This window comes from Chroococcidiopsis sp. [FACHB-1243] (assembly GCF_014696895.1).
Classification (GTDB): Bacteria; Cyanobacteriota; Cyanobacteriia; order Cyanobacteriales; family Chroococcidiopsidaceae; genus Chroococcidiopsis.
Map to the genome: position 1 here is coordinate 121,247 of NZ_JACJQX010000001.1, position 17,853 is coordinate 139,099.

The following is a 17,853-nucleotide window of genomic DNA, read 5'->3' on the forward strand; positions in this document are numbered from 1 at the left end:
CCTTGTCTCCCTTGTCCCCACTTCCGACTCCCTACAGATAAAGAGGTTTAAATATTATGTCAATGGTTAGCCTACCTGGTCTAAAAGAATTAATTGAAAGCATCAGCCGCGAACGGAATTTACCTCGGAATGCGGTACAAAACGCCCTGAGAGAAGCTTTGCTAAAAGGCTACGAGCGCTATCGACGAGCGCAAAATTTAGACAAAAAGCATTTTGAAGAAGAATATTTTGACAATTTTGAAGTAGAGTTGGACGTTGAAGAACAAGGCTTTCGAGTTCTAGCAACTAAAACGATTATCGAAGAAGTCACTAACTCCGACCACGAGATTTCCCTCAAAGACGTGCAAGAATTTGCAGGGGATGCAGCTCAAATTGGTGATTCTGTGCTAGTTGACGTGACTCCAGATAAAGAAGAGTTTGGACGCATGGCAGCGATGCAGACAAAACAAGTTTTGTCGCAAAAACTCCGCGATCAGCAGCGTCAAATGATCCAAGAGGAATTTCAAGATATAGAAGATACCGTACTGCAAGCTAGAGTACTACGGTTTGAGCGACAGTCAGTGATTATGGCGGTTAGTAGCAGCTTCGGTCAGCCAGAAGTCGAAGCAGAATTACCCAAGCGGGAGCAACTACCTAACGATAATTATCGCGCCAATGCTACTTTTAAGGTTTATCTCAAGAAAGTCTTGCAGGGACAGCATCGAGGTCCACAGTTATTGGTTTCCAGGGCTGATGCTGGTTTAGTCGTGTATTTATTTGCGAATGAAGTGCCGGAAATAGAGGATGAAGTCGTCCGCATTGTCGCTGTAGCTAGGGAAGCCAATCCTCCCTCCAGGCATGTCGGTCCTCGGACAAAAATTGCTGTCGATACCCTAGACCGAGATGTAGACCCAGTAGGGGCATGTATTGGCGCTAGAGGGTCGCGAATTCAAGTCGTAGTCAACGAATTACGAGGAGAAAAAATTGACGTGATTCGCTGGTCGCCTGACCCAGCTACTTATATTGCCAATGCTTTGAGTCCGGCTAGGGTGGATGAAGTACGGTTGATGGACCCGGAAACTCGACAGACTCACGTATTGGTGGCAGAAGATCAACTCAGTTTGGCAATTGGTAAAGAAGGACAAAACGTCCGTCTAGCCGCCCGTTTGACAGGATGGAAAATTGACATCAAAGACCGCGACAAATACGATTACGCCGCTGAAGATGCTAAATTTGCGGCAGCAGCTAGACAACAAGCCGCCGCACAGTTAGAGGAAGAATTAGCAGAGGAAGAATTGGCAGAGGAAGAACTAGAAGACATGATAGAAACAGTAGATGACACTGGCGAAGAATTAGATGAAGAACTGGAAACATCTGAGGAGCTAGAAGAATCGGCGGCTAACGAACTGTAACTTGTGATTTGTGATTTGGTAACTGCCCCTGAAGCTCTCTTCGCCGTCCCAACCCCCTTCTCCTGATGAAACCTAACTATCGCCGTTGTATCAGCTGCGGTCGCGTGGCATTAAAATCGGAGTTTTGGCGCATTGTCCGCGATCGCGACTCGGGAGAGTTACAATTAGATCGGGGCATGGGGCGTTCTGCTTACATCTGTCCCCAAGCAAGCTGTCTACAAGTGGCGCAAAAGAAAAACCGCTTGGGGCGATCGCTCAAGGTCAAGACAGTCTCAGAGGTGCTTTATCAGACTCTATTGCAGCGCCTAGCTACAGAACCATAGGTACGGAACCAGGTGACAGAGCCAGATAGCAGCGATATGTAAAACCCCTTATACTTACCCACTCCTTGAACTTAACGAGAGCAAACGAGCATCAAGCCTACAAACACATCGGCATTCCCATTGACAGGTTAAGGAATTTGCAGCTGGTAATTTCTGCAAACCTAACTTGATGCCAAAATAATATATGGGTCAAAATAGCGTAGTAGTAGATCGACAACCAAAAGTTGCGACCGGATTTCCTCAAGTTGGAGCGCCAGCAAAAAACACAAGCAAAAAACACAAGCACGCTAACACCTGCTAACCCTAGCAAAGTAGGGAGTTAAGCCAGATAGAAAGCTTCTCTGTTATATCATTTGGAGGCAAGAACCGCAATTCAAACAGTAAACGAATATACAAAAATCGGAGGATGGAGATGTTGTAAATCGGGCAACCATCCAGTTATAGCTGGTAGGTACAAGGGGAAGAATGGATGAACAACGGCAAAGTCAGAATTTACGATCTATCAAAGGAATTGAATTTGGATAACAAGGAAATATTAGCCATTTGCGATCGGCTTAATATTGCAGTGAAAAGTCATAGCAGCACTATTAGCGAAGAAGAAGCAGAGCGAATCAGACAAGCAGCAGAAAAACAAGCTGCCAACCCCGTCACTGCTGGTAGAGAAGGTCATGCCAACAGCTACAAGGCACATCCTCAACCAGCCACTCACAAAGTTAAACCAAAACCTGTCGTGCCTCACAAACAGCAAATCTTGGAAATTCGCAAACCAAAGCACAACCCCGATCGTCCTAACCCCCCAGAACCTTCTGTTGCCGTAGCACCTCAACCTCCAGCTCGTCCGACCGCTTCTAATTCACCTGCGCGACCGACAACAACGCCGACCCGTCCCGAAGCACAAAAGCCAGTGCAAGCAGTAGAAACTCAGCCTACAACTCAAAGCGAGCGGGGCGATAATCTAACACCTACAAACAAATCCAGACCACCAGAATCACCCAAGCTGTCAACACCACCCCCTAGACCATCAGTGGTAAGAGACGACGGTGTGGATGAAACTGCCGGACTACCACCGTCGCCACCACAGCGAGCGGAGCGCTTGGAGCGATCGGAACGACCGGAGCGACCAATTCTCAAGCGGGAGCAAGACGATCGCGCAGCCAATCGTCCAGTGGCGAAGGCAGATAGAGTCGAAAAACCAATGCGTCGTTCGCAGGAGGCAGCTGCTAGCTCGGAAAGCACGCCAGCTAGACCTAAACCCGTGCTGGAACTGCAAAGACCTAAGCCAGTGAGGGCAGGCGAAGCAGTAGCACCAGAACGCTCTAAACCAGATGGGGCAGAAGCTGTACCGGGAACGGAAGAAATCGCCGAGATCGGTGTGGACGACAAGCCAATTCTCAAACGCCCCATGCCGCGTCCAGTGGGTAAAGGTGGCAAGAAATGGCAAGAAGAGGAGATAGACGAAGGACAAGACGCAAAGGCAACGAAGGCAGGTGTAAAAACCAAACGTCTCAAGCCTATAGTCGATTTGGATGACGAAGAAGACTTTGACGATGAGGAGGACGGAGATAGCGATACTCCAATTCAAGTTAGCCTGTCTATAGCTCGTCCGCCAAAACAGAAAACAGCAGCTCGCCCAGGACAGCCGCAGCCTGCTGCCATTAGTGTAGTTAGAAGCAAAAAGTTTAGCCAAGCACGAGAAAACAACCGTCGCCGCGAACCAGAACAGAAACGCGAACGCCCAGAAAAAGTGGTCGTCATGGGCAATCTCACAGTGCAAGAACTAGCTGAGAGTTTAGCAACTCCAGATACAGAAATTGTCAAGGTTCTGTTCATGAAGGGGATAGCAGTTAGTATTACCCAAAGTTTAGATCTTGCCACGATTAAAATGGTGGCGGAAGAACTGGGCGTAGAGGTAGAAACTGCCGAGCCAGAAGCAGAAGCCCGTAAGGTTACAGAAATGCTCGATGCGGCAGACTTGGAAAATCTCCAGCGCCGTCCGCCAGTCGTAACAATTATGGGTCACGTAGACCACGGAAAAACGACTTTGCTCGATGCCATCCGCAAAACAAAAGTGGCGCAGGGCGAAGCTGGAGGCATTACCCAGCACATCGGTGCTTACCACGTTGATGTCGAACAAAACGGGCAAATGCAGCAAGTCGTATTTCTAGATACCCCAGGTCACGAAGCCTTTACGGCGATGCGGGCGCGAGGAGCGCGAGTGACGGACATCGCTATCTTAGTGGTTGCTGCCGATGATGGCGTTCAACCCCAGACGGTTGAGGCGATCAGTCATGCCCAAGCAGCAGAAGTACCAATTGTCGTCGCAATCAATAAGATTGATAAAGAAGGCGCTCAACCCGATCGCGTCAAGCAAGAGTTAACTCAATACAGCCTAACTCCTGAAGAATGGGGCGGAGACACGATTATGGTTCCTGTCAGCGCCATTAAAGGTGAAAACCTTGACGGCTTGTTAGAAATGATTCTGTTGGTTGCAGAGGTAGAAGACCTATATGCTAACCCAGATCGGACGGCGAAAGGAACGGTAATTGAAGCCCATCTTGACAAAGCCAAAGGTCCGGTCGCAACCTTGCTGGTACAAAACGGAACGCTGCACGTAGGCGATATCCTTGTGGCTGGGTCGGCATTTGGCAAAGTACGCGCTATGGTGGACGATCGCGGTCGGCGGGTAGATATCGCTAGCCCCTCCTTCGCCGTGGAGGTCTTGGGCTTGAGCGACGTGCCAGCAGCTGGAGACGATTTCGAGGTGTATCTCGTCGAGAAGGAAGCACGGGCGATCGCTAACGAACGGGCAGAGAAACAACGTCAGTTCCGCTTGCTGCAAGGACGCGCGACCTTAACTTCCATATCCGCACAGGCTCAGGAAGGCGAGTTGAAGGAACTCAACTTGATCCTCAAGGCAGATGTCCAAGGTTCCGTTGAAGCAATCGTCGGGGCGCTCAAACAACTGCCACAAAACGAAGTCCAAATCAGGATGTTGTTGTCCGCACCTGGAGAAGTCACTGAAACTGACATCGACTTGGCAGCAGCTAGTAACGCCGTGATTATCGGCTTCAACACCACGCTTGCTAGCGGTGCTAGACAAGCAGCCGACGAAGCAGGGGTGGATGTTCGAGAATACGACATTATCTACAAACTGCTGGAAGACATTCAAGCTGCCCTAGAAGGTATGCTAGAGCCAGAATTGGTAGAAGAACCTCTCGGTCAGGCAGAAGTTCGTCAGGTCTTCCCAGTCGGTCGTGGTAAGGTGGCTGGTAGCTACGTGCAGTCGGGCAAGCTCGTGCGTAACTGCAAGCTGCGGGTGCGTCGTGGTGGTAAGGTGATCTACGAAGGTGCTTTAGATTCTCTCAAGCGGATGCGAGAGGATGCCCGCGAAGTCAATTCCGGCTACGAATGCGGTATTGGCGTTGATAAATTCAACGATTGGGTTGAAGGCGATATCGTCGAAGCCTATCACATGGTGACAAAACGCCGTACGCTTACGAGGTAGCACTGTCAAGATGTGCGAGCGATCGCGCGTCTTGACATCTTGAAAACTATGCAATCATTTCGCTCCGAACCGTTTTTGTGGATTCACCTAGCTGGGTTAGCAACGCTGCCGATTCTGTTGCAGTTGTGCTGGCTCGGCTTGGCTGTGGGCGATCCCATCTTGCCCGTGTGGTTAGAATTCTCAATTGTGGCGGCATTCGGAGTCTTACCCGTTCTGTGGATGCAGCTATCGCGTCCTTTTTTGATCTTTGCCGTGCTGGGAGTCGCACAAAAACCAACTCAGCTCGACGAGCAGCAAAGAAAAGTTCTCAGGTTAATTCGTACGACTGCCAATCGCCTGCTGGCTATGGTAGCAGCAGTATTGCTAGTATGGCTATTATGGTTGTTGTATCGTACCGCGCCGATCGCGGCAGATGTCATACCCTTACCACCCCAATGGCGAGGCTTAGGATTGTTGGTAGCTAGCGTTGCTTTTTTAGCAAGCAATCTATTTCTGCAAATCCCTGTCAGCGTGGCACGGGTTTTCGTTACTAGCGAAACAGAATTTTCTAAGGCAAAACCTTATCCTGTAGAAAGAATAGCGCGAGATTTTACGATTGTTGGCTGGCAAGTTAACCGCATCTTGCCCCAACTCACCAACTCTCAAACAGACACAGCTCAAGTAACAGCTCAAGTAAAGGAATGAGGAAACATGGCTCATCCAGCTACAGATACCAGCAGATCCGAAGATAGCCAAATCTGGGACGAACTAAAAGACGCGATCGCTTCTAGCTCCGGCTTTCAGCGCTGGCGGTTAGAAAAGATGTCTGGCGATCGCCAACTGCAAGAGGTGAACCTCGATCGTCAAGTAAGTCTATATTTGCGCGAAACGCTGGAAACTTTGGCTTATTAGGGAGTAGGGAAAAGGCAAATTTTAGGTTGACTCTCCTTGTTTCTCACAGGACTATTTCAAAAAATTTTTCAGAGTTCCTTCTAGGCGACGTAGTTGGCTGTAAACGGCTTCCAGGCGATCGCCTTCCACTTCTACTTCTGTTGTTGGGTAGTTTTGAAGAATTTCCAGCAGCGAGAGCTGGCGATCGCGCGCAGATAAGGTCATGGCAGCGCGTAGAGCTTGTCGATTTGCTTGGCGCGCAGGTGGATGAACGGTTTTTCCTATCTCATCTAACAATAATTCTCCTAAAGCATTGTTGAGAAATCGATCTAACAAGATGGGATCGACTGTGATTGTATTTGTAAGCGATTGACGAATTGTCTGGGGATCTTGTCGGGCTAATGCCAAATTTACCCGTAGATCGGGTGACATTTCTCCAGTGCGCACAAACTTTGTCAAATCCTCAACCGCGATTGATTCGCGAAAAGCTCGGTACTTCAGTACGACTCGTTCGGCTGCAAAAACGGAGGTGCTAGAAAATACAATTGCTGCACTTACCCAGGAGGCGAAACCATAACGCAGCGACAACGAAAATAAGCGCATTAATTAAAAGTTAAGATTTAAGTTGTTTTTATTGTTTTAACTTCAACACGGTAGCACGGTTGCTTTCAGTCAAGACTCATCCTACAAGATTGTTTCTCACAACCAACCGAGTTTGGTAAAGCAGGTACTATCTACTCTGCGAAAGATTTATAGAAAATTGCGGAACATAGTAGCAGTGGTATGTGTCATCAGCTCAAATCTCAGGACAAGCGAATTCGTTCCAAGAATGTTAATAAAAGTAAAATTTTTGTGCAATTTTTGCGATCGCTTGTCTTACTAGATGCAGATCGTCAGCACATGACAAATCCTACAAGTATGACACGCCAAGATTCTCCAATTTTCTCGTCTGCCAATCGCGCTTCGTCCGTCAAACCGCTTGTTTGCTCGTTATTTCCTTGGCGAACTGGACTAACCGCCTTACTGTTAGTTGCCAGTGGCACGATCCCCATCGCTACACTAGCAGATACTTCTATCGTACACGCTCAAGCTCAAACTACACCTCCAATTGCTGCTCCCACCACTGCCAAAGTTATTTACGTTAATCCCGAAGTCGGTACGGATACTCCTGGTGCTGGTGCGAGCGAAGCATCTGCTTATAAAACTATTACCTTTGCCTTGACTCAAGCCGAACCTGGCACGGTCGTTCAACTTGCTGCTGGTAACTACACTAACGAAACTGGAGAAACCTTTCCCCTCACTCTCAAATCCGGCGTGACGCTGCGCGGTGATGAAGCAACTAAGGGTGAGAATATTATCATCAGTGGTGGTGGAGAGTATATCAGCCCTACCTTTGCCCGACAGAACGTCACGATTCGTGCCGAGAAAGAGACAACAATTAGTGGTGTCACCGTGACTAACACTAATACACGCGGCACGGGCTTGTGGATTGAATCGACTAATCCTACGGTAACGAACAGTACTTTTGCTAACAGCAATCGAGACGGGATTTTTGTGACTGGAACGGCTAGCCCCAAAATAGAAGCAAACCGATTCATTAAAAATGGTGGTAACGGAATCTCTGTAGCACGGGCAGCACAGGGAGAAATTCGCAACAACGTCTTTCAAGCTACAGGTTTTGGACTCGCAATTGGTGGTACGTCATCACCATTAGTCAGTGATAACCAAATTCAACAAAATAAAGACGGGATCTATGTTTCCGAGGCGGCTCAACCGATTTTACGCAATAACGTGATTCAAAATAACGATCGCGATGGAGTTGTCGCCACTGTCAACGCTCAACCCGATATTGGTTCTGCTGATAACGCCGGACAGAATCTGATTCGCGGTAACAAGCGCTATGACTTATACAATGCTACACGGGGTAACGCTCTGGTTGCGATTGGTAACGATATCGATCCCAAGCGCATTTCTGGCAAAGTCACATTTACTCCCGCTCAATTTGCTCTGCGCGATATCAAAGGTTTGTGGGCGCAGCCTTATATTGAAGCCTTAGCTGCTAAAAATATTATTGCTGGTTTCCCTGATGGTACTTTTAAGCCAGACGAACCAGTTACCCGCGCCCAATTTGCCGCAATTGTCAGTAAAGCCTTTACACCCAAAGGACAACGCCCAGTCGTTAATTTTCAGGACGTTCAGCGCAAATATTGGGGCTATCAAGCAATTCAAACGGCATATCAAGGTGGTTTTGTGGCTGGATATCCTGGCAATTTATTTGAACCCGAGCAGAAAATTCCCAGAGTCCAAGCGCTGGTATCCTTGGCAAACGGTCTAAAATTGAGTGCGGATAATTCTAGCGCGATCGCAGTTTACACTGACGCAGCTCAAATTCCCAACTACGCCACTCAACCCGTAGCCGCTGCCACTCAGAAACAATTGGTAATCAACTATCCTACACCCACTCAGTTAAATCCCAATCGCGAGGCTACCCGTGCTGAGGTTGCTGCTTTTGTCTATCAAGCACTCGTGAACGCCGGACGAGCTAAAGCGATTCCCTCACCCTACCTCGTTAGCTTGCCTTAGATGAGGGAGAAGGGAGCAGGGGGACAAGGGGGACAAGGGGGACAAGGGAGAAAGAAATTTACAATCTCTACACTCTACACCCCACACCCTACACCCTACACTTCCCACACCCAAACCCCGATCGCTGGTAACTGAAAACTGATAACTGAATTAACAACGCCAGCATTCCGACAGGAGTGCTGGCGCTATTTTGCTTCTTATATGCAGTGGGGTCTTTATATATTTATAGCTGACCCCTTTGAGTTAGCGGAGATATAGTCAGGGTCTTTATATAAGCTGACCCCGTTTGAACCTATGTATATAGTATGACAAACTCTATCTGAAATAATGACTTTTCTAATGTTTTCTTTATTTTTTCTACGATACTGTTGAGAGTTGTGAATGAACTTGAACTTTCTTTAAGGAGCGGTCGTTTAACAGGGCGATCGCGCCGCCGAGCTGCCAAAACGAGTAATAGTATACATTTGACCAGAGATAATCCTGAGTATTTCTTCCAAATTTATTTAGAAGGAGTGAGGGGAATTCAGAATCTTGAAGTCTAAGAGTTTCCCGTATCCCCTAAGTCCTCCTTGTCTCTATTAACTACGACTTTGCTCGCCCCCGTTCCAGACGAAAGAGGAAAATCATCAAGGCAACGATTCCTACTTGGAGAGCAAAATTGGGTAAAGCATTACTGACGTTTTGTCCCGCTGCTAGTTGAGCTAAAAAGATGACAGCGCCAATTAAACCCGATGCTCCGAAAGAAAAGTAGATAAATTTTCTCAATCCTCGATAAGGAGCGGCTGCTTCTGCTCTCAACCGAGCGTATTGTTCTGATGTCAACCGTTTGTCGCTGCGATTTTTAGGATTTTGCTCTATCATCAAAGTTTTGATAGTATAATAAAGGTTTGGCAGCGCCGATGTGGCTCAGTGGTAGAGCACTCGATTCGTAATCGAGCGGTCGCGGGTTCAAATCCCGCCATCGGCTTTCTAAATTTTAAGCTCTACAGAAAATTACAAACCAAAATTAGCAACGCCAGTCCGCTCAACGGAGAAAACCCCTGCACATGGCTGGCTCCTCAGTACTATTACCCCAATTACCCCAATTTTTACCCCAAAAGCTAACTTAGCGGAAATTTGGGACAGGATGTGTAGAGGAAGACCGCTTATTGCAAGTCACATAAAAAAAGCTCTCCAAAATATGGAGAGGCTATTTACTCGCTGAATTGAGGATAGGGTGAGGAGTAACTCATTTACTCGTTGCAGCCATTTATAAGATAGTGAATGAATGTGACATGACTGTGACAGTTAGATATTAATTTGGCTACAAAATGAAGTCATCAATGTCATCAATATTGATACGATCAATAGCTTTTGCGGATCAAAACATTAACTGGCGTTCTATAGCTTTGTAATCGCGCTCGATTTCTCGCCATAACTTCTGGTTATGAGGATCGGCTTGCAAAGCTTTTTTGAGGTAAGTTCTAGCGCGATCGCACTGTTGTCGCGAGATCATCTGTTTTGCCCAACGATGGTAAGCTACAGCCAGCCACGGTTGCACGTCTGAATCTTTGGGAAAGCGGATAGCTAGCTTTTCTGCTATGTCTACTGCTTGCTGAAAATTCTGACGCTTGAGTAAAGTGTAGACTTGGTTGAGCGTACTCAATTTGAGTAACTTTTCTTCTGAAGAGAGGGGAGGAGAGGAAGGCGTGCAGTCGCGTTGCTTGACATGGAAGCGCACGCCACCTGTACTGTAAGTAGAAGTGGTGTCTGGATGTGGTGTAGTTTTTGTAGAAGTGCTGGAAGATGACTGCGATTGGAGGGTGAGTAAGGTGCGGTATGCTTGGACAATTAGTTTGAACCGATCTTCGGCAGTGCGATCGCCTGGATTGAGATCGGGGTGATATTTCCGCGCCAGCTGGCGATAAGCCATTTTAATCTCCTGCGCCGTCGCCGTTGGGGAGATTTCTAAAACTTGATAACACCAGTTGGGATTGGGCAGATTATCCATACTTAAGGGACAGGAAAATATTTTGGAGGTGTAGAGACGTTGCGTGGAACGTCTCTGCTCCCCATACCTAATATGCATCCTTTAGCTAGCGCTGGCAGGAAATTCACCAGCTCTTACTGAGAGCTGAATATTTCTCCCATTGCGACTGACTTCAAGCGGGATATTGACACCGATTTGGCTGTTTTCTACTGCTTGCTGCACTTGATCGGCAGTTTTCACTTGTTGCCCGTTAATTTGCTGGATCACGTCGCCAGGACGAATACCCGCAGCAGCAGCAGGAGAATTGCGCTCGACTCCTAACACGACTACCCCTTGGTTGGCGGAGATCGTGACATCTCCATTTGACTCTTGGGCTAGGGTTTCTCGAATCTCATCGTTGAGAGTTGCCATTTGAACCCCTAAATAGGCGCGATCGATCTTACCTTTAGCAACTAATTGTTCGGCGATTTGCTGCGCTCGATCGATCGGAATCGCAAAACCCAAACCTTGAGCGCCGCCGATAATTGCCGTATTCATTCCCACCACTTGCCCTTGTTGATTTAATAGGGGTCCGCCAGAATTACCGGGATTAATCGCCGCATCAGTTTGAATGAAACCGACGCGCTTGTCGGGAACGCCTACATCACTGCTAGAACGACCCGTAGCGCTGATGATACCAGCAGTAACAGTATTATCTAATCCTAAAGGATTGCCGATCGCGATCGCCCACTCTCCAGGTCGGAGGTTGTCAGAGTTGCCTACTGTTACCGTAGGTAAATCATTGGCTTGAATTCTCACTACAGCCACATCTGTCAATTCATCTCTACCCAAGACCCGACCAGTAAATTTGCGTCCATCTTTCAGGGTGACATTGACCGTATCAGCTCCACCAGTAACGTGAGCGTTTGTCAAAATCAAACCATCCGGCTCAATAATAAAGCCCGAACCAGTTCCCCGCACGACTCTTTGAGATTGCGTAGCACGTCTGGCAGCCCGTGCAGCATCAATACGGACGACTGCCGCACCAGTACGCTCGACAGCGTTGGCAATAAAGTTAGTATTTCCGCTAGGAACTTGAGTGGGAACTTGAGCAATTGATGGTTGCATTAACTCCGGTTTATTAGGCAACAGTTGAGTTCCTAACAAACTACCCGCAGCCCCCAAAAAGATTAAAGATAAATAAGTGACTGACTTTTTCACAGCAGAATTCTGAGACATTGTATGTTAGTTGTTGGTTGTTGATTATTAGTTGTTGATTGATGGTTGATAGGCGATCGCCAACCGTTAACCATCAACCATTAACACTCCACACTTCAAAGCAATTGCTTGACAATCTCTAGTCCCGCGCTGACAGTCTCATCAAGTAGATTTGAGTCTACTTGTTTGTCGTTAGGCGTGTGATAGTTAGGTTCGCGCCCTCGGTGAAAAAATAAAACTGGAACTTTTGCCGCTGCAAAAGAAGCATGGTCGCTACCACTGTAAGATTCAGAAGTAGACAACCCACTTTGCGCTGCTTTTGCTCGGGCAGTGAGCTGAGGTGTACCACTCACGCGAAGACTAGAATTTACACCTACCATATCAAAATTTAGCATTGCCTTAAGGCTAGAGATAAACTGCGGTTGGGCGGTTTGTACGAAAGCTTTAGAACCATGTAACCCGTCTTCTTCGCCATCAAAAGCCACAAACCAAGTTTGGTTTGCTAAGGGAGTTTTAGAGATTCTGCGGGCAATTTCTAAAACAACAGCCGTCCCAGAAGCGTTGTCATTCGCCCCTGGCGCACCTGGTACGGAGTCGTAATGAGCGCCCAGGAGTATTTGAGGTCTGACGCTACCAGGTAGATGAGCTACTACATTACGTCCAGTAACTTGACGTTGCCGAGTATTGACATGTAAGCTAGCTGGCTGTTGGGTTTGAGAACTTTGTAGTAAAGCAGAGCCTTGTTCTCTAGATAAAGCCAAAACAGGAATTTTACTGACTCCACCACCAAGAGAAGCCGCAAGTTTTGCCGATCTGTCATTAATAATTGCCACGGCTACCGCACCCGCAGTACTGGCATTTTGTACCTTTTCGGAAAACCGAATTTCTCCTCTTTGGACAACTGCGATCGCGCCTTTAACATCAACCCGAGCAAAATCCACTGGTCGTCCGACGTTGGGTACAACTACCAGCGGTGCATCAACTTTACCTGCAACCGATCCACTTAGAGGTAAACCTGTAGTTTTGGTCTTTCCTACTGTCAAACTCGAACCTAAATCCTCAAATCGAGAGTAGGTAAAAGTTTGAATTTGAGTTTTGTAGCCAGCTTTGCGGTACTCCGCCTCTAGATAGTCACTAGCCTTTGCCATAACTGGCGTACCAGCCACTCTAGGACCGAGTTTTACCAAGGCTTCCACATCTGCTCCAGCCCGTCCAGACTGCGCCAAACTCGCCGTCGGTAGGGCGACTAAAGTAGTTATGAGTATTGCGTATTTCATAGGGAGTCGGGAGTCGGTAGGGGTGGGTTTCCAAACCCGCCCGTCCGAGAGTCGGGAAGAGGAGACAAGGGGGACAAGGGAGAAGTTGCAAGTCGCCCATTCGCAATTAATTCCGAATTCCGAATTCCCCTCACTCCTCACCCCTGTAAATTAGCTGGTGGTTTTTCAGGAACAACCCAGTAATAAAGGGTGTGAGTCCGGTTTGGTCCTTGTACTTGTACCGTGCGCTCGGGTTTCCATTCACCCATGTCAAAATCGTGAGAAACAATCCGAGTACCAGGTTTCAATTGTTTGAATAACTGGGGTCGCAGTTTGACATTGATATCTGGTAGTAGGTACAGCGTCACGACAGAGGCTTCATTGAAATTGGACTTAAACAAATCTTGATTGAGAAATTGCACGCGATCGCTCACGCCTGCTTTTTTGGCATTTTCGTTTGCTTCTTCAATCCGCTGGGGATTGATATCTATACCTATAGCCCTTTTTACACCATATTCTCTCACGGCAGTAATGGGGATGCGTCCGTCACCGCTACCTAGATCGTAGAGGACATCTCCTTTTTGAACTTTTGCCAGTTTGAGCATTTCATCCACAACTTCTTGAGGTGTAGGCACGTAAGGTACGTCAGGTTCCCGTTGTTCGGTTTGTCCTGCTGGTGGTGCTGTTTGAGTTGTTTGAGCAGTATTAGGCTCTGCCTGAGCATTCAGCCCTGTCTGTTGCGTACAACCGATAATGCCCATACTAACGGCGATCGCACCTACCGCGATCGGTTTGAGTATTAGTGGTAATTGCATCTGTATTTCCTCTTGTCAGTTATCAGTGAAGAAAGGGAGCAGAGAGCAGGGAGCACAGAGAATGACTTCCGATTCCTGAAGTTACGACTTACGAGTTACGACTTACGACTTTTTTTGTTGTCCCATCTCTAGTTTCTGCGACGCACCCAAAACAGTACAGGTACACCCACAACCATCACGCTAATACCGACGATCGCTCCGATACTGTATGCCTGACTGGAAGCATAGGTAATACTAGAGTAAAGTAGGTATGCACAAATAGCACAAAAAATCAAGGGAGTAATCGGGTAGCCAGGGACTTGAAAAGTTCGAGGTGTATTGGGTTCCCGTTGGCGGAGGACGAACAATGCTATTCCCGACAGTAGAAAAAAGCACCAAAATACGGGTGAGGTGTAGGCTGTCATCGTTTCAAAGCCTTTCTCGCCTTCGTGAGTGATCGTTCCTAGAAGAACGAGTCCTAATGCGATCGCCCCTTGTATGAGTAAAGCATTGGTAGGTGTGTGACGGCGATCGCTCCATTGCCCCAACAAAGAGAAAGAGCGAAAGTCTTGTCCTAAAGCAAAGTTCGTCCGCGCTCCTGTAAAAATTGTGGCGTTGATCGAACTCAGTGCAGTCACAGCAACGATAAAGCTAATTAATCTTGCCCCACTTTCGCCAAACACCCGCCGCATCAGATCGGCTGCTACCGCTTTGGAATTTGCTACACCAGCAATCCCCAGTCCGTGGATGTAAGCAAAGTTGACTAACATGTAAAGTCCAGCAATCAGAGCGATACTCAACAGCAACGTCTTAACCATGTTGTGTCTGGCATCCCGCACTTCTGCCGAAATGTAAGCTGCTTCGTTCCAGCCGCCGTATGTTAACAATACGAAGACCATTGCCAGTCCGAAAGCTCCACCATTACTAGTGGGTGTCGTGTCAGGCACGGGAGTAGTACTAGCTACAGTAATCATTCCAGCAATGATGACCAATGCCAGACCCGCCACTGTTGCTAGCGTCAGTAAGTTTTGCGTCCACTTTCCCTGCTGCACGCCCATGATATGCAATCCGGTCAGAATAGCAATGCAGAGGGCTGCATAGATCGCAGAAGAATAGCTCCCTAGTGGCAAGATTTGGGATGCGTAGTCACCAAACGCATAAGCAAACAGCGTAATCGAACCAGTTTGAATCACCGTCATCCGCGCCCAGGCGAAGAGAAAAGCAATGTTCGTGCCAAAGGCACGCATGAAATAGTGGTAATCCCCGCCTGGGTGAGGATATGCTGTCGTCAGTTCGGCATAACAGAGAGCGCCGATCAATGAGGCAACCCCACCTAGCAGCCAAGCGAATAAGATAACGCTTTGACTACCAGCATTCTGAGCCACCAGAGTGGGAGTCTCAAAAATTCCAGCGCCAATCACCATACCGACGACGATCGCGCTTGCGTCCACCACTGAAAGGGTTGGCTTCAGCGCTGGTGATGCTACTTTATTTGCCATATCGTCAATTTTTTAGGTGAAGACTTAATGTCAATTAGAAAGCTCGGTCATATCTACTGCTTCTGGCTAATGGTACTTGTATTAAAAAGGTACTTGATGGTAAGTTCGTCGATTTTTAGCCACAGCTCATTGCTGTATAACTAAATTTCTCAACGGGTATTTACAAGTAAAAGTTGCTAGAAGTCAGCGACTTCTGCATATTACTTTAAATTGAGTTTGCCGCACAAATATGACATGAATGTGTCATTGGAAAGTCGTAAGTCGTAAGTCGGAATTAGCCGATCGCCGATCGATTACCTTAGAGGAAGTTCGATTTTAAAAGTTGCGCCTTGTCCCAGGGTACTTTGAACGGCGATCTTGCCTTTGTGTGCCTCGACAATTTGTTTGGCGATCGCTAAGCCCAGACCAAATCCACCTGTTTGCCGCGATCGCGCGGTGTCTACGCGATAGAATCGCTCAAAAATATGGGGTAAATCTTCAGATGGAATGCCGATGCCATTGTCTTCAATTTGGACGATCGCTCGATAAGATTGGCTAAATATTCGCAAGCAAACTCTACCTTCAGAGGGAGTGTACTTGAAGGCATTATTCAGCAAATTTCTCACCGCTTGTTGCAATAAATCTGGTTCGGCAACGAGTTTTATTGGTTGTTCTGGCAGTTGAACAACAAAATCTAATCTCTGTGTTGCTGCTTGTGCTTGATATTCACTCACTAATCGTTTCAGCAAGCTGACTAGATCGATACTTTTGAGAGCTTCAGTAGCCAACGCTCCTTCATGACGTGCCAAAAATAGCAAATTACCGATCAGCGTACTCATTGATTTTGACAAATCGACAATATTTTCTAAACGCTGTCGCGGACTCGTTGTATCCTCTGCTGGTGTTAATAAGCCCACTTGGGCATTACTCAAAATTGCTGCGAGAGGGGCGCGTAATTCGTGTGAAGCATCAGCAGTAAAACGCTGTAATTGCTCGTAAGCACGGCGAATTGGTTTCATCGCCAGCCCTGCTAAGTACCACCCCGTCAGCCCAATTGTACTGAGAGCTAGCGGTACGCCGAGCGAAAGATACAAGCGCGTTTGCTCTAGACTCTGGCGCATAGAAGTCATTGGAGTTGCAACTTGCAAATAACCGATGAGCAAATCCGCTTTTAAAACTGGTAATGTGATCTGCCGCAGCCATGTTTTAGAGCTAGAAAGTTTAAGCAGTTTTGAGCGTGTGGGAGTTTGAATTGTCTCAAAACCAGGAGCCAGCTTGAGATACTTGGGTGCAGGCGGAGAACCAACAAATTGGACTAATTCCCCTTTAGAGTTGTACCAGCGAGCGTAAGCAATATCGCCTGTTATTGGTAATGCATTATTGCTTAGCATCGGCAGTTGTTCGAGATCGAACTGCCATCGACCTTGATAATATTGGTATTCAGCATCCGTCGCGATCGCTTTCGTCTTTTTATACAAATTGCGATCGAAATTCCGCAATTGCTCTTCCACTTCCAAGTAGTAAACTACCCCTGCAAAAACCACGAGGATACTTCCCATCGATAGAGCAAACCAACAAGCTATGTTACGACGACTGCGACTGAACATGATGAGGGATGAGGAGTGAGGAGTGAGGGGACAAGGGAGACAAGGGAGACAAGGAGGACAAGGAAGCAGGGGAACTTCAGGGGCAACTACCAACTACCAACTACCAATTCCCTACACCACGCACCACGCACCACTCTCTACCGATTGCAGATAACTGTCAACCAGTCTATTCTGGTGCATTCAATCGATATCCCATACCATAAACAGTTTCCAACCAATCTTTGGCTCCGACGGCTTGCATTCGCTGGCGTAGTCTTCTTACGAGTGTAGTCACGGCATTACTTTCTGGTTCTGTTCCCCATTCCCATAAAGTGCTTTCAATTTGTTCGCGAGAGAGAACTTGGCGGGGATGACGCATGAAATATTCCATCAGTTGAAATTCTCGCACTGAGAGTTGAGCGATCGCCTCTCCTCTTTCTAAAGTTAGCGTGGGACGATGGAGTTGAAGATCGCCAACGATAGTGGTGTCACCTTGCCATTGGGGCGATCGCCTGCCTAATGCCCTGACTCTTGCCAATAACTCTAGCAGATCGACTGGTTTAACGAGATAATCATCTGCTCCTGCATCTAAGCCTACAACTTTATCTGCTATGGTATCTTTTGCCGTCAAAAGCAGTACTGGGGCAGTTTTACCAGTTTGACGGTACTGCTGGCACAAACTCACGCCACTCACTTTTGGCAACATCCAGTCTACGATTAGCAAGTCATAATCTTTCTGAGTCATCAACCATTGCGCCGTTTCACCATCTTTGGCAGTATCTACAGTATGTCCTGCTTGGGAAAGCGCAGCGTGTATGGGTTCTAACTGCGCTGGATCGTCTTCTACGAGTAAAATTACCATAGGCTAACCCGAAATCAGAAGTCAAAAGTCAGAAGTCAA

19 protein-coding genes and 1 tRNA gene are annotated in these 17,853 nt (G+C 47.5%); 10 read left to right on the forward strand and 10 right to left on the reverse strand.

The annotated features are described in order from the left end of the window. The first annotated feature begins 56 nt into the window (after positions 1-56). The 5 genes from nusA to H6G17_RS00565 all read left to right on the forward strand — a co-directional run bounded on the left by nusA (position 57) and on the right by H6G17_RS00565 (position 6,110). Positions 57-1,391: a transcription termination factor NusA gene (gene nusA, locus H6G17_RS00545; protein ID WP_192153423.1), complete on the forward strand. Its 1,335-nt coding sequence runs from the start codon at positions 57-59 to the stop codon at positions 1,389-1,391. A 65-nt stretch (positions 1,392-1,456) separates the two neighbouring features. Beyond that, positions 1,457-1,714, forward strand: coding sequence for a YlxR family protein (locus H6G17_RS00550; RefSeq protein ID WP_192153424.1), 258 nt, complete (start codon positions 1,457-1,459; stop codon positions 1,712-1,714). A gap of 469 nt (positions 1,715-2,183) precedes the next feature. Then, on the forward strand, positions 2,184-5,219 hold the full coding sequence (gene infB / locus H6G17_RS00555; protein WP_192153425.1) for a translation initiation factor IF-2: 3,036 nt from the start codon (positions 2,184-2,186) through the stop codon (positions 5,217-5,219). Between the two features lie 48 nt (positions 5,220-5,267). Further along, complete coding sequence (locus H6G17_RS00560; protein ID WP_192153426.1) at positions 5,268-5,903, forward strand: low-complexity tail membrane protein; 636 nt, start codon at positions 5,268-5,270, stop codon at positions 5,901-5,903. A 6-nt stretch (positions 5,904-5,909) separates the two neighbouring features. After that, complete coding sequence (locus H6G17_RS00565) at positions 5,910-6,110, forward strand: hypothetical protein (RefSeq protein WP_192153427.1); 201 nt, start codon at positions 5,910-5,912, stop codon at positions 6,108-6,110. Positions 6,111-6,161: 51 nt separating this feature from the next. On the opposite strand, the gene H6G17_RS00570 is transcribed toward H6G17_RS00565, so the two are convergent. Then, positions 6,162-6,692, reverse strand: a complete 531-nt coding sequence (locus H6G17_RS00570) for an alpha/beta hydrolase (RefSeq protein ID WP_192153428.1) — start codon at positions 6,690-6,692, stop codon at positions 6,162-6,164. Between the two features lie 180 nt (positions 6,693-6,872). On the opposite strand from H6G17_RS00570, the gene H6G17_RS00575 reads away from it, so the two are divergent. The 3 genes from H6G17_RS00575 (at position 6,873) to H6G17_RS00580 (ending at position 9,214) form a co-directional block, all read left to right on the forward strand. Continuing rightward, a complete protein-coding gene (locus H6G17_RS00575; RefSeq protein WP_192153429.1) occupies positions 6,873-8,672 on the forward strand; it encodes a DUF1565 domain-containing protein in 1,800 nt (599 codons plus the stop codon). Beyond that, positions 8,673-8,807, forward strand: coding sequence for a hypothetical protein (locus tag H6G17_RS33815; RefSeq protein ID WP_277875897.1), 135 nt, complete (start codon positions 8,673-8,675; stop codon positions 8,805-8,807). A gap of 242 nt (positions 8,808-9,049) precedes the next feature. Then, complete coding sequence (locus tag H6G17_RS00580; protein ID WP_192153430.1) at positions 9,050-9,214, forward strand: hypothetical protein; 165 nt, start codon at positions 9,050-9,052, stop codon at positions 9,212-9,214. Positions 9,215-9,254: 40 nt separating this feature from the next. Here H6G17_RS00580 and H6G17_RS00585 read toward each other — a convergent pair whose 3' ends face one another. Further along, positions 9,255-9,533, reverse strand: a complete 279-nt coding sequence (locus H6G17_RS00585; RefSeq protein ID WP_192153431.1) for a DUF3493 domain-containing protein — start codon at positions 9,531-9,533, stop codon at positions 9,255-9,257. Between the two features lie 34 nt (positions 9,534-9,567). Here H6G17_RS00585 and H6G17_RS00590 point away from each other — a divergent pair. Beyond that, a tRNA-Thr gene (locus tag H6G17_RS00590) sits at positions 9,568-9,639 on the forward strand. Positions 9,640-10,032: 393 nt separating this feature from the next. Here H6G17_RS00590 and H6G17_RS00595 read toward each other — a convergent pair. From H6G17_RS00595 to H6G17_RS00625, 7 genes are all read right to left on the reverse strand, one after another. Further along, the gene (locus H6G17_RS00595) at positions 10,033-10,662 is read right to left on the reverse strand and encodes a DnaJ domain-containing protein (protein WP_192153432.1); all 630 of its coding nucleotides are present in this window, start codon (positions 10,660-10,662) and stop codon (positions 10,033-10,035) included. Between the two features lie 81 nt (positions 10,663-10,743). Next, positions 10,744-11,859 (reverse strand): HhoA/HhoB/HtrA family serine endopeptidase, encoded by a 1,116-nt coding sequence (locus H6G17_RS00600; protein WP_192153433.1) that lies wholly within the window; start codon positions 11,857-11,859, stop codon positions 10,744-10,746. A gap of 95 nt (positions 11,860-11,954) precedes the next feature. After that, complete coding sequence (locus H6G17_RS00605; RefSeq protein WP_192153434.1) at positions 11,955-13,115, reverse strand: M20/M25/M40 family metallo-hydrolase; 1,161 nt, start codon at positions 13,113-13,115, stop codon at positions 11,955-11,957. Further along, on the reverse strand, positions 13,112-13,249 hold the full coding sequence (locus H6G17_RS00610) for a hypothetical protein (RefSeq protein ID WP_192153435.1): 138 nt from the start codon (positions 13,247-13,249) through the stop codon (positions 13,112-13,114). The genes H6G17_RS00605 and H6G17_RS00610 overlap by 4 nt, the downstream gene beginning before the upstream one ends. A gap of 3 nt (positions 13,250-13,252) precedes the next feature. Beyond that, a complete protein-coding gene (locus tag H6G17_RS00615) occupies positions 13,253-13,909 on the reverse strand; it encodes a class I SAM-dependent methyltransferase (protein WP_192153436.1) in 657 nt (218 codons plus the stop codon). A gap of 128 nt (positions 13,910-14,037) precedes the next feature. Further along, positions 14,038-15,387: an amino acid permease gene (locus H6G17_RS00620; RefSeq protein ID WP_192153437.1), complete on the reverse strand. Its 1,350-nt coding sequence runs from the start codon at positions 15,385-15,387 to the stop codon at positions 14,038-14,040. A 293-nt stretch (positions 15,388-15,680) separates the two neighbouring features. Continuing rightward, positions 15,681-16,973 (reverse strand): ATP-binding protein, encoded by a 1,293-nt coding sequence (locus H6G17_RS00625; RefSeq protein ID WP_192153438.1) that lies wholly within the window; start codon positions 16,971-16,973, stop codon positions 15,681-15,683. A gap of 22 nt (positions 16,974-16,995) precedes the next feature. Here H6G17_RS00625 and H6G17_RS33820 point away from each other — a divergent pair, with 22 nt between their 5' ends. Continuing rightward, a complete protein-coding gene (locus tag H6G17_RS33820; protein ID WP_277875898.1) occupies positions 16,996-17,127 on the forward strand; it encodes a hypothetical protein in 132 nt (43 codons plus the stop codon). Positions 17,128-17,139: 12 nt separating this feature from the next. Here the strand turns inward: H6G17_RS33820 and rppA are convergent, their stop codons facing one another. Further along, the gene (gene rppA, locus H6G17_RS00630) at positions 17,140-17,814 is read right to left on the reverse strand and encodes a two-component system response regulator RppA (RefSeq protein WP_192153439.1); all 675 of its coding nucleotides are present in this window, start codon (positions 17,812-17,814) and stop codon (positions 17,140-17,142) included. Positions 17,815-17,853: the final 39 nt, after the last annotated feature.

Coding starts and splice junctions, on each gene's coding strand:
- H6G17_RS00585 (WP_192153431.1), bottom strand. CDS start 9,533: ATGATAGAGCAAAATCCTAAAAATCGCAGCGACAAACGGTTGACATCA.
- H6G17_RS00565 (WP_192153427.1), top strand. CDS start 5,910: ATGGCTCATCCAGCTACAGATACCAGCAGATCCGAAGATAGCCAAATC.
- H6G17_RS00605 (WP_192153434.1), bottom strand. CDS start 13,115: ATGAAATACGCAATACTCATAACTACTTTAGTCGCCCTACCGACGGCG.
- H6G17_RS00625 (WP_192153438.1), bottom strand. CDS start 16,973: ATGTTCAGTCGCAGTCGTCGTAACATAGCTTGTTGGTTTGCTCTATCG.
- infB (WP_192153425.1), top strand. CDS start 2,184: ATGAACAACGGCAAAGTCAGAATTTACGATCTATCAAAGGAATTGAAT.
- H6G17_RS00595 (WP_192153432.1), bottom strand. CDS start 10,662: ATGGATAATCTGCCCAATCCCAACTGGTGTTATCAAGTTTTAGAAATC.
- H6G17_RS00570 (WP_192153428.1), bottom strand. CDS start 6,692: ATGCGCTTATTTTCGTTGTCGCTGCGTTATGGTTTCGCCTCCTGGGTA.
- H6G17_RS00560 (WP_192153426.1), top strand. CDS start 5,268: ATGCAATCATTTCGCTCCGAACCGTTTTTGTGGATTCACCTAGCTGGG.
- H6G17_RS00615 (WP_192153436.1), bottom strand. CDS start 13,909: ATGCAATTACCACTAATACTCAAACCGATCGCGGTAGGTGCGATCGCC.
- H6G17_RS00575 (WP_192153429.1), top strand. CDS start 6,873: ATGTGTCATCAGCTCAAATCTCAGGACAAGCGAATTCGTTCCAAGAAT.
- rppA (WP_192153439.1), bottom strand. CDS start 17,814: ATGGTAATTTTACTCGTAGAAGACGATCCAGCGCAGTTAGAACCCATA.
- H6G17_RS00550 (WP_192153424.1), top strand. CDS start 1,457: ATGAAACCTAACTATCGCCGTTGTATCAGCTGCGGTCGCGTGGCATTA.
- H6G17_RS00600 (WP_192153433.1), bottom strand. CDS start 11,859: ATGTCTCAGAATTCTGCTGTGAAAAAGTCAGTCACTTATTTATCTTTA.
- H6G17_RS00620 (WP_192153437.1), bottom strand. CDS start 15,387: ATGGCAAATAAAGTAGCATCACCAGCGCTGAAGCCAACCCTTTCAGTG.
- nusA (WP_192153423.1), top strand. CDS start 57: ATGTCAATGGTTAGCCTACCTGGTCTAAAAGAATTAATTGAAAGCATC.
- H6G17_RS33815 (WP_277875897.1), top strand. CDS start 8,673: ATGAGGGAGAAGGGAGCAGGGGGACAAGGGGGACAAGGGGGACAAGGG.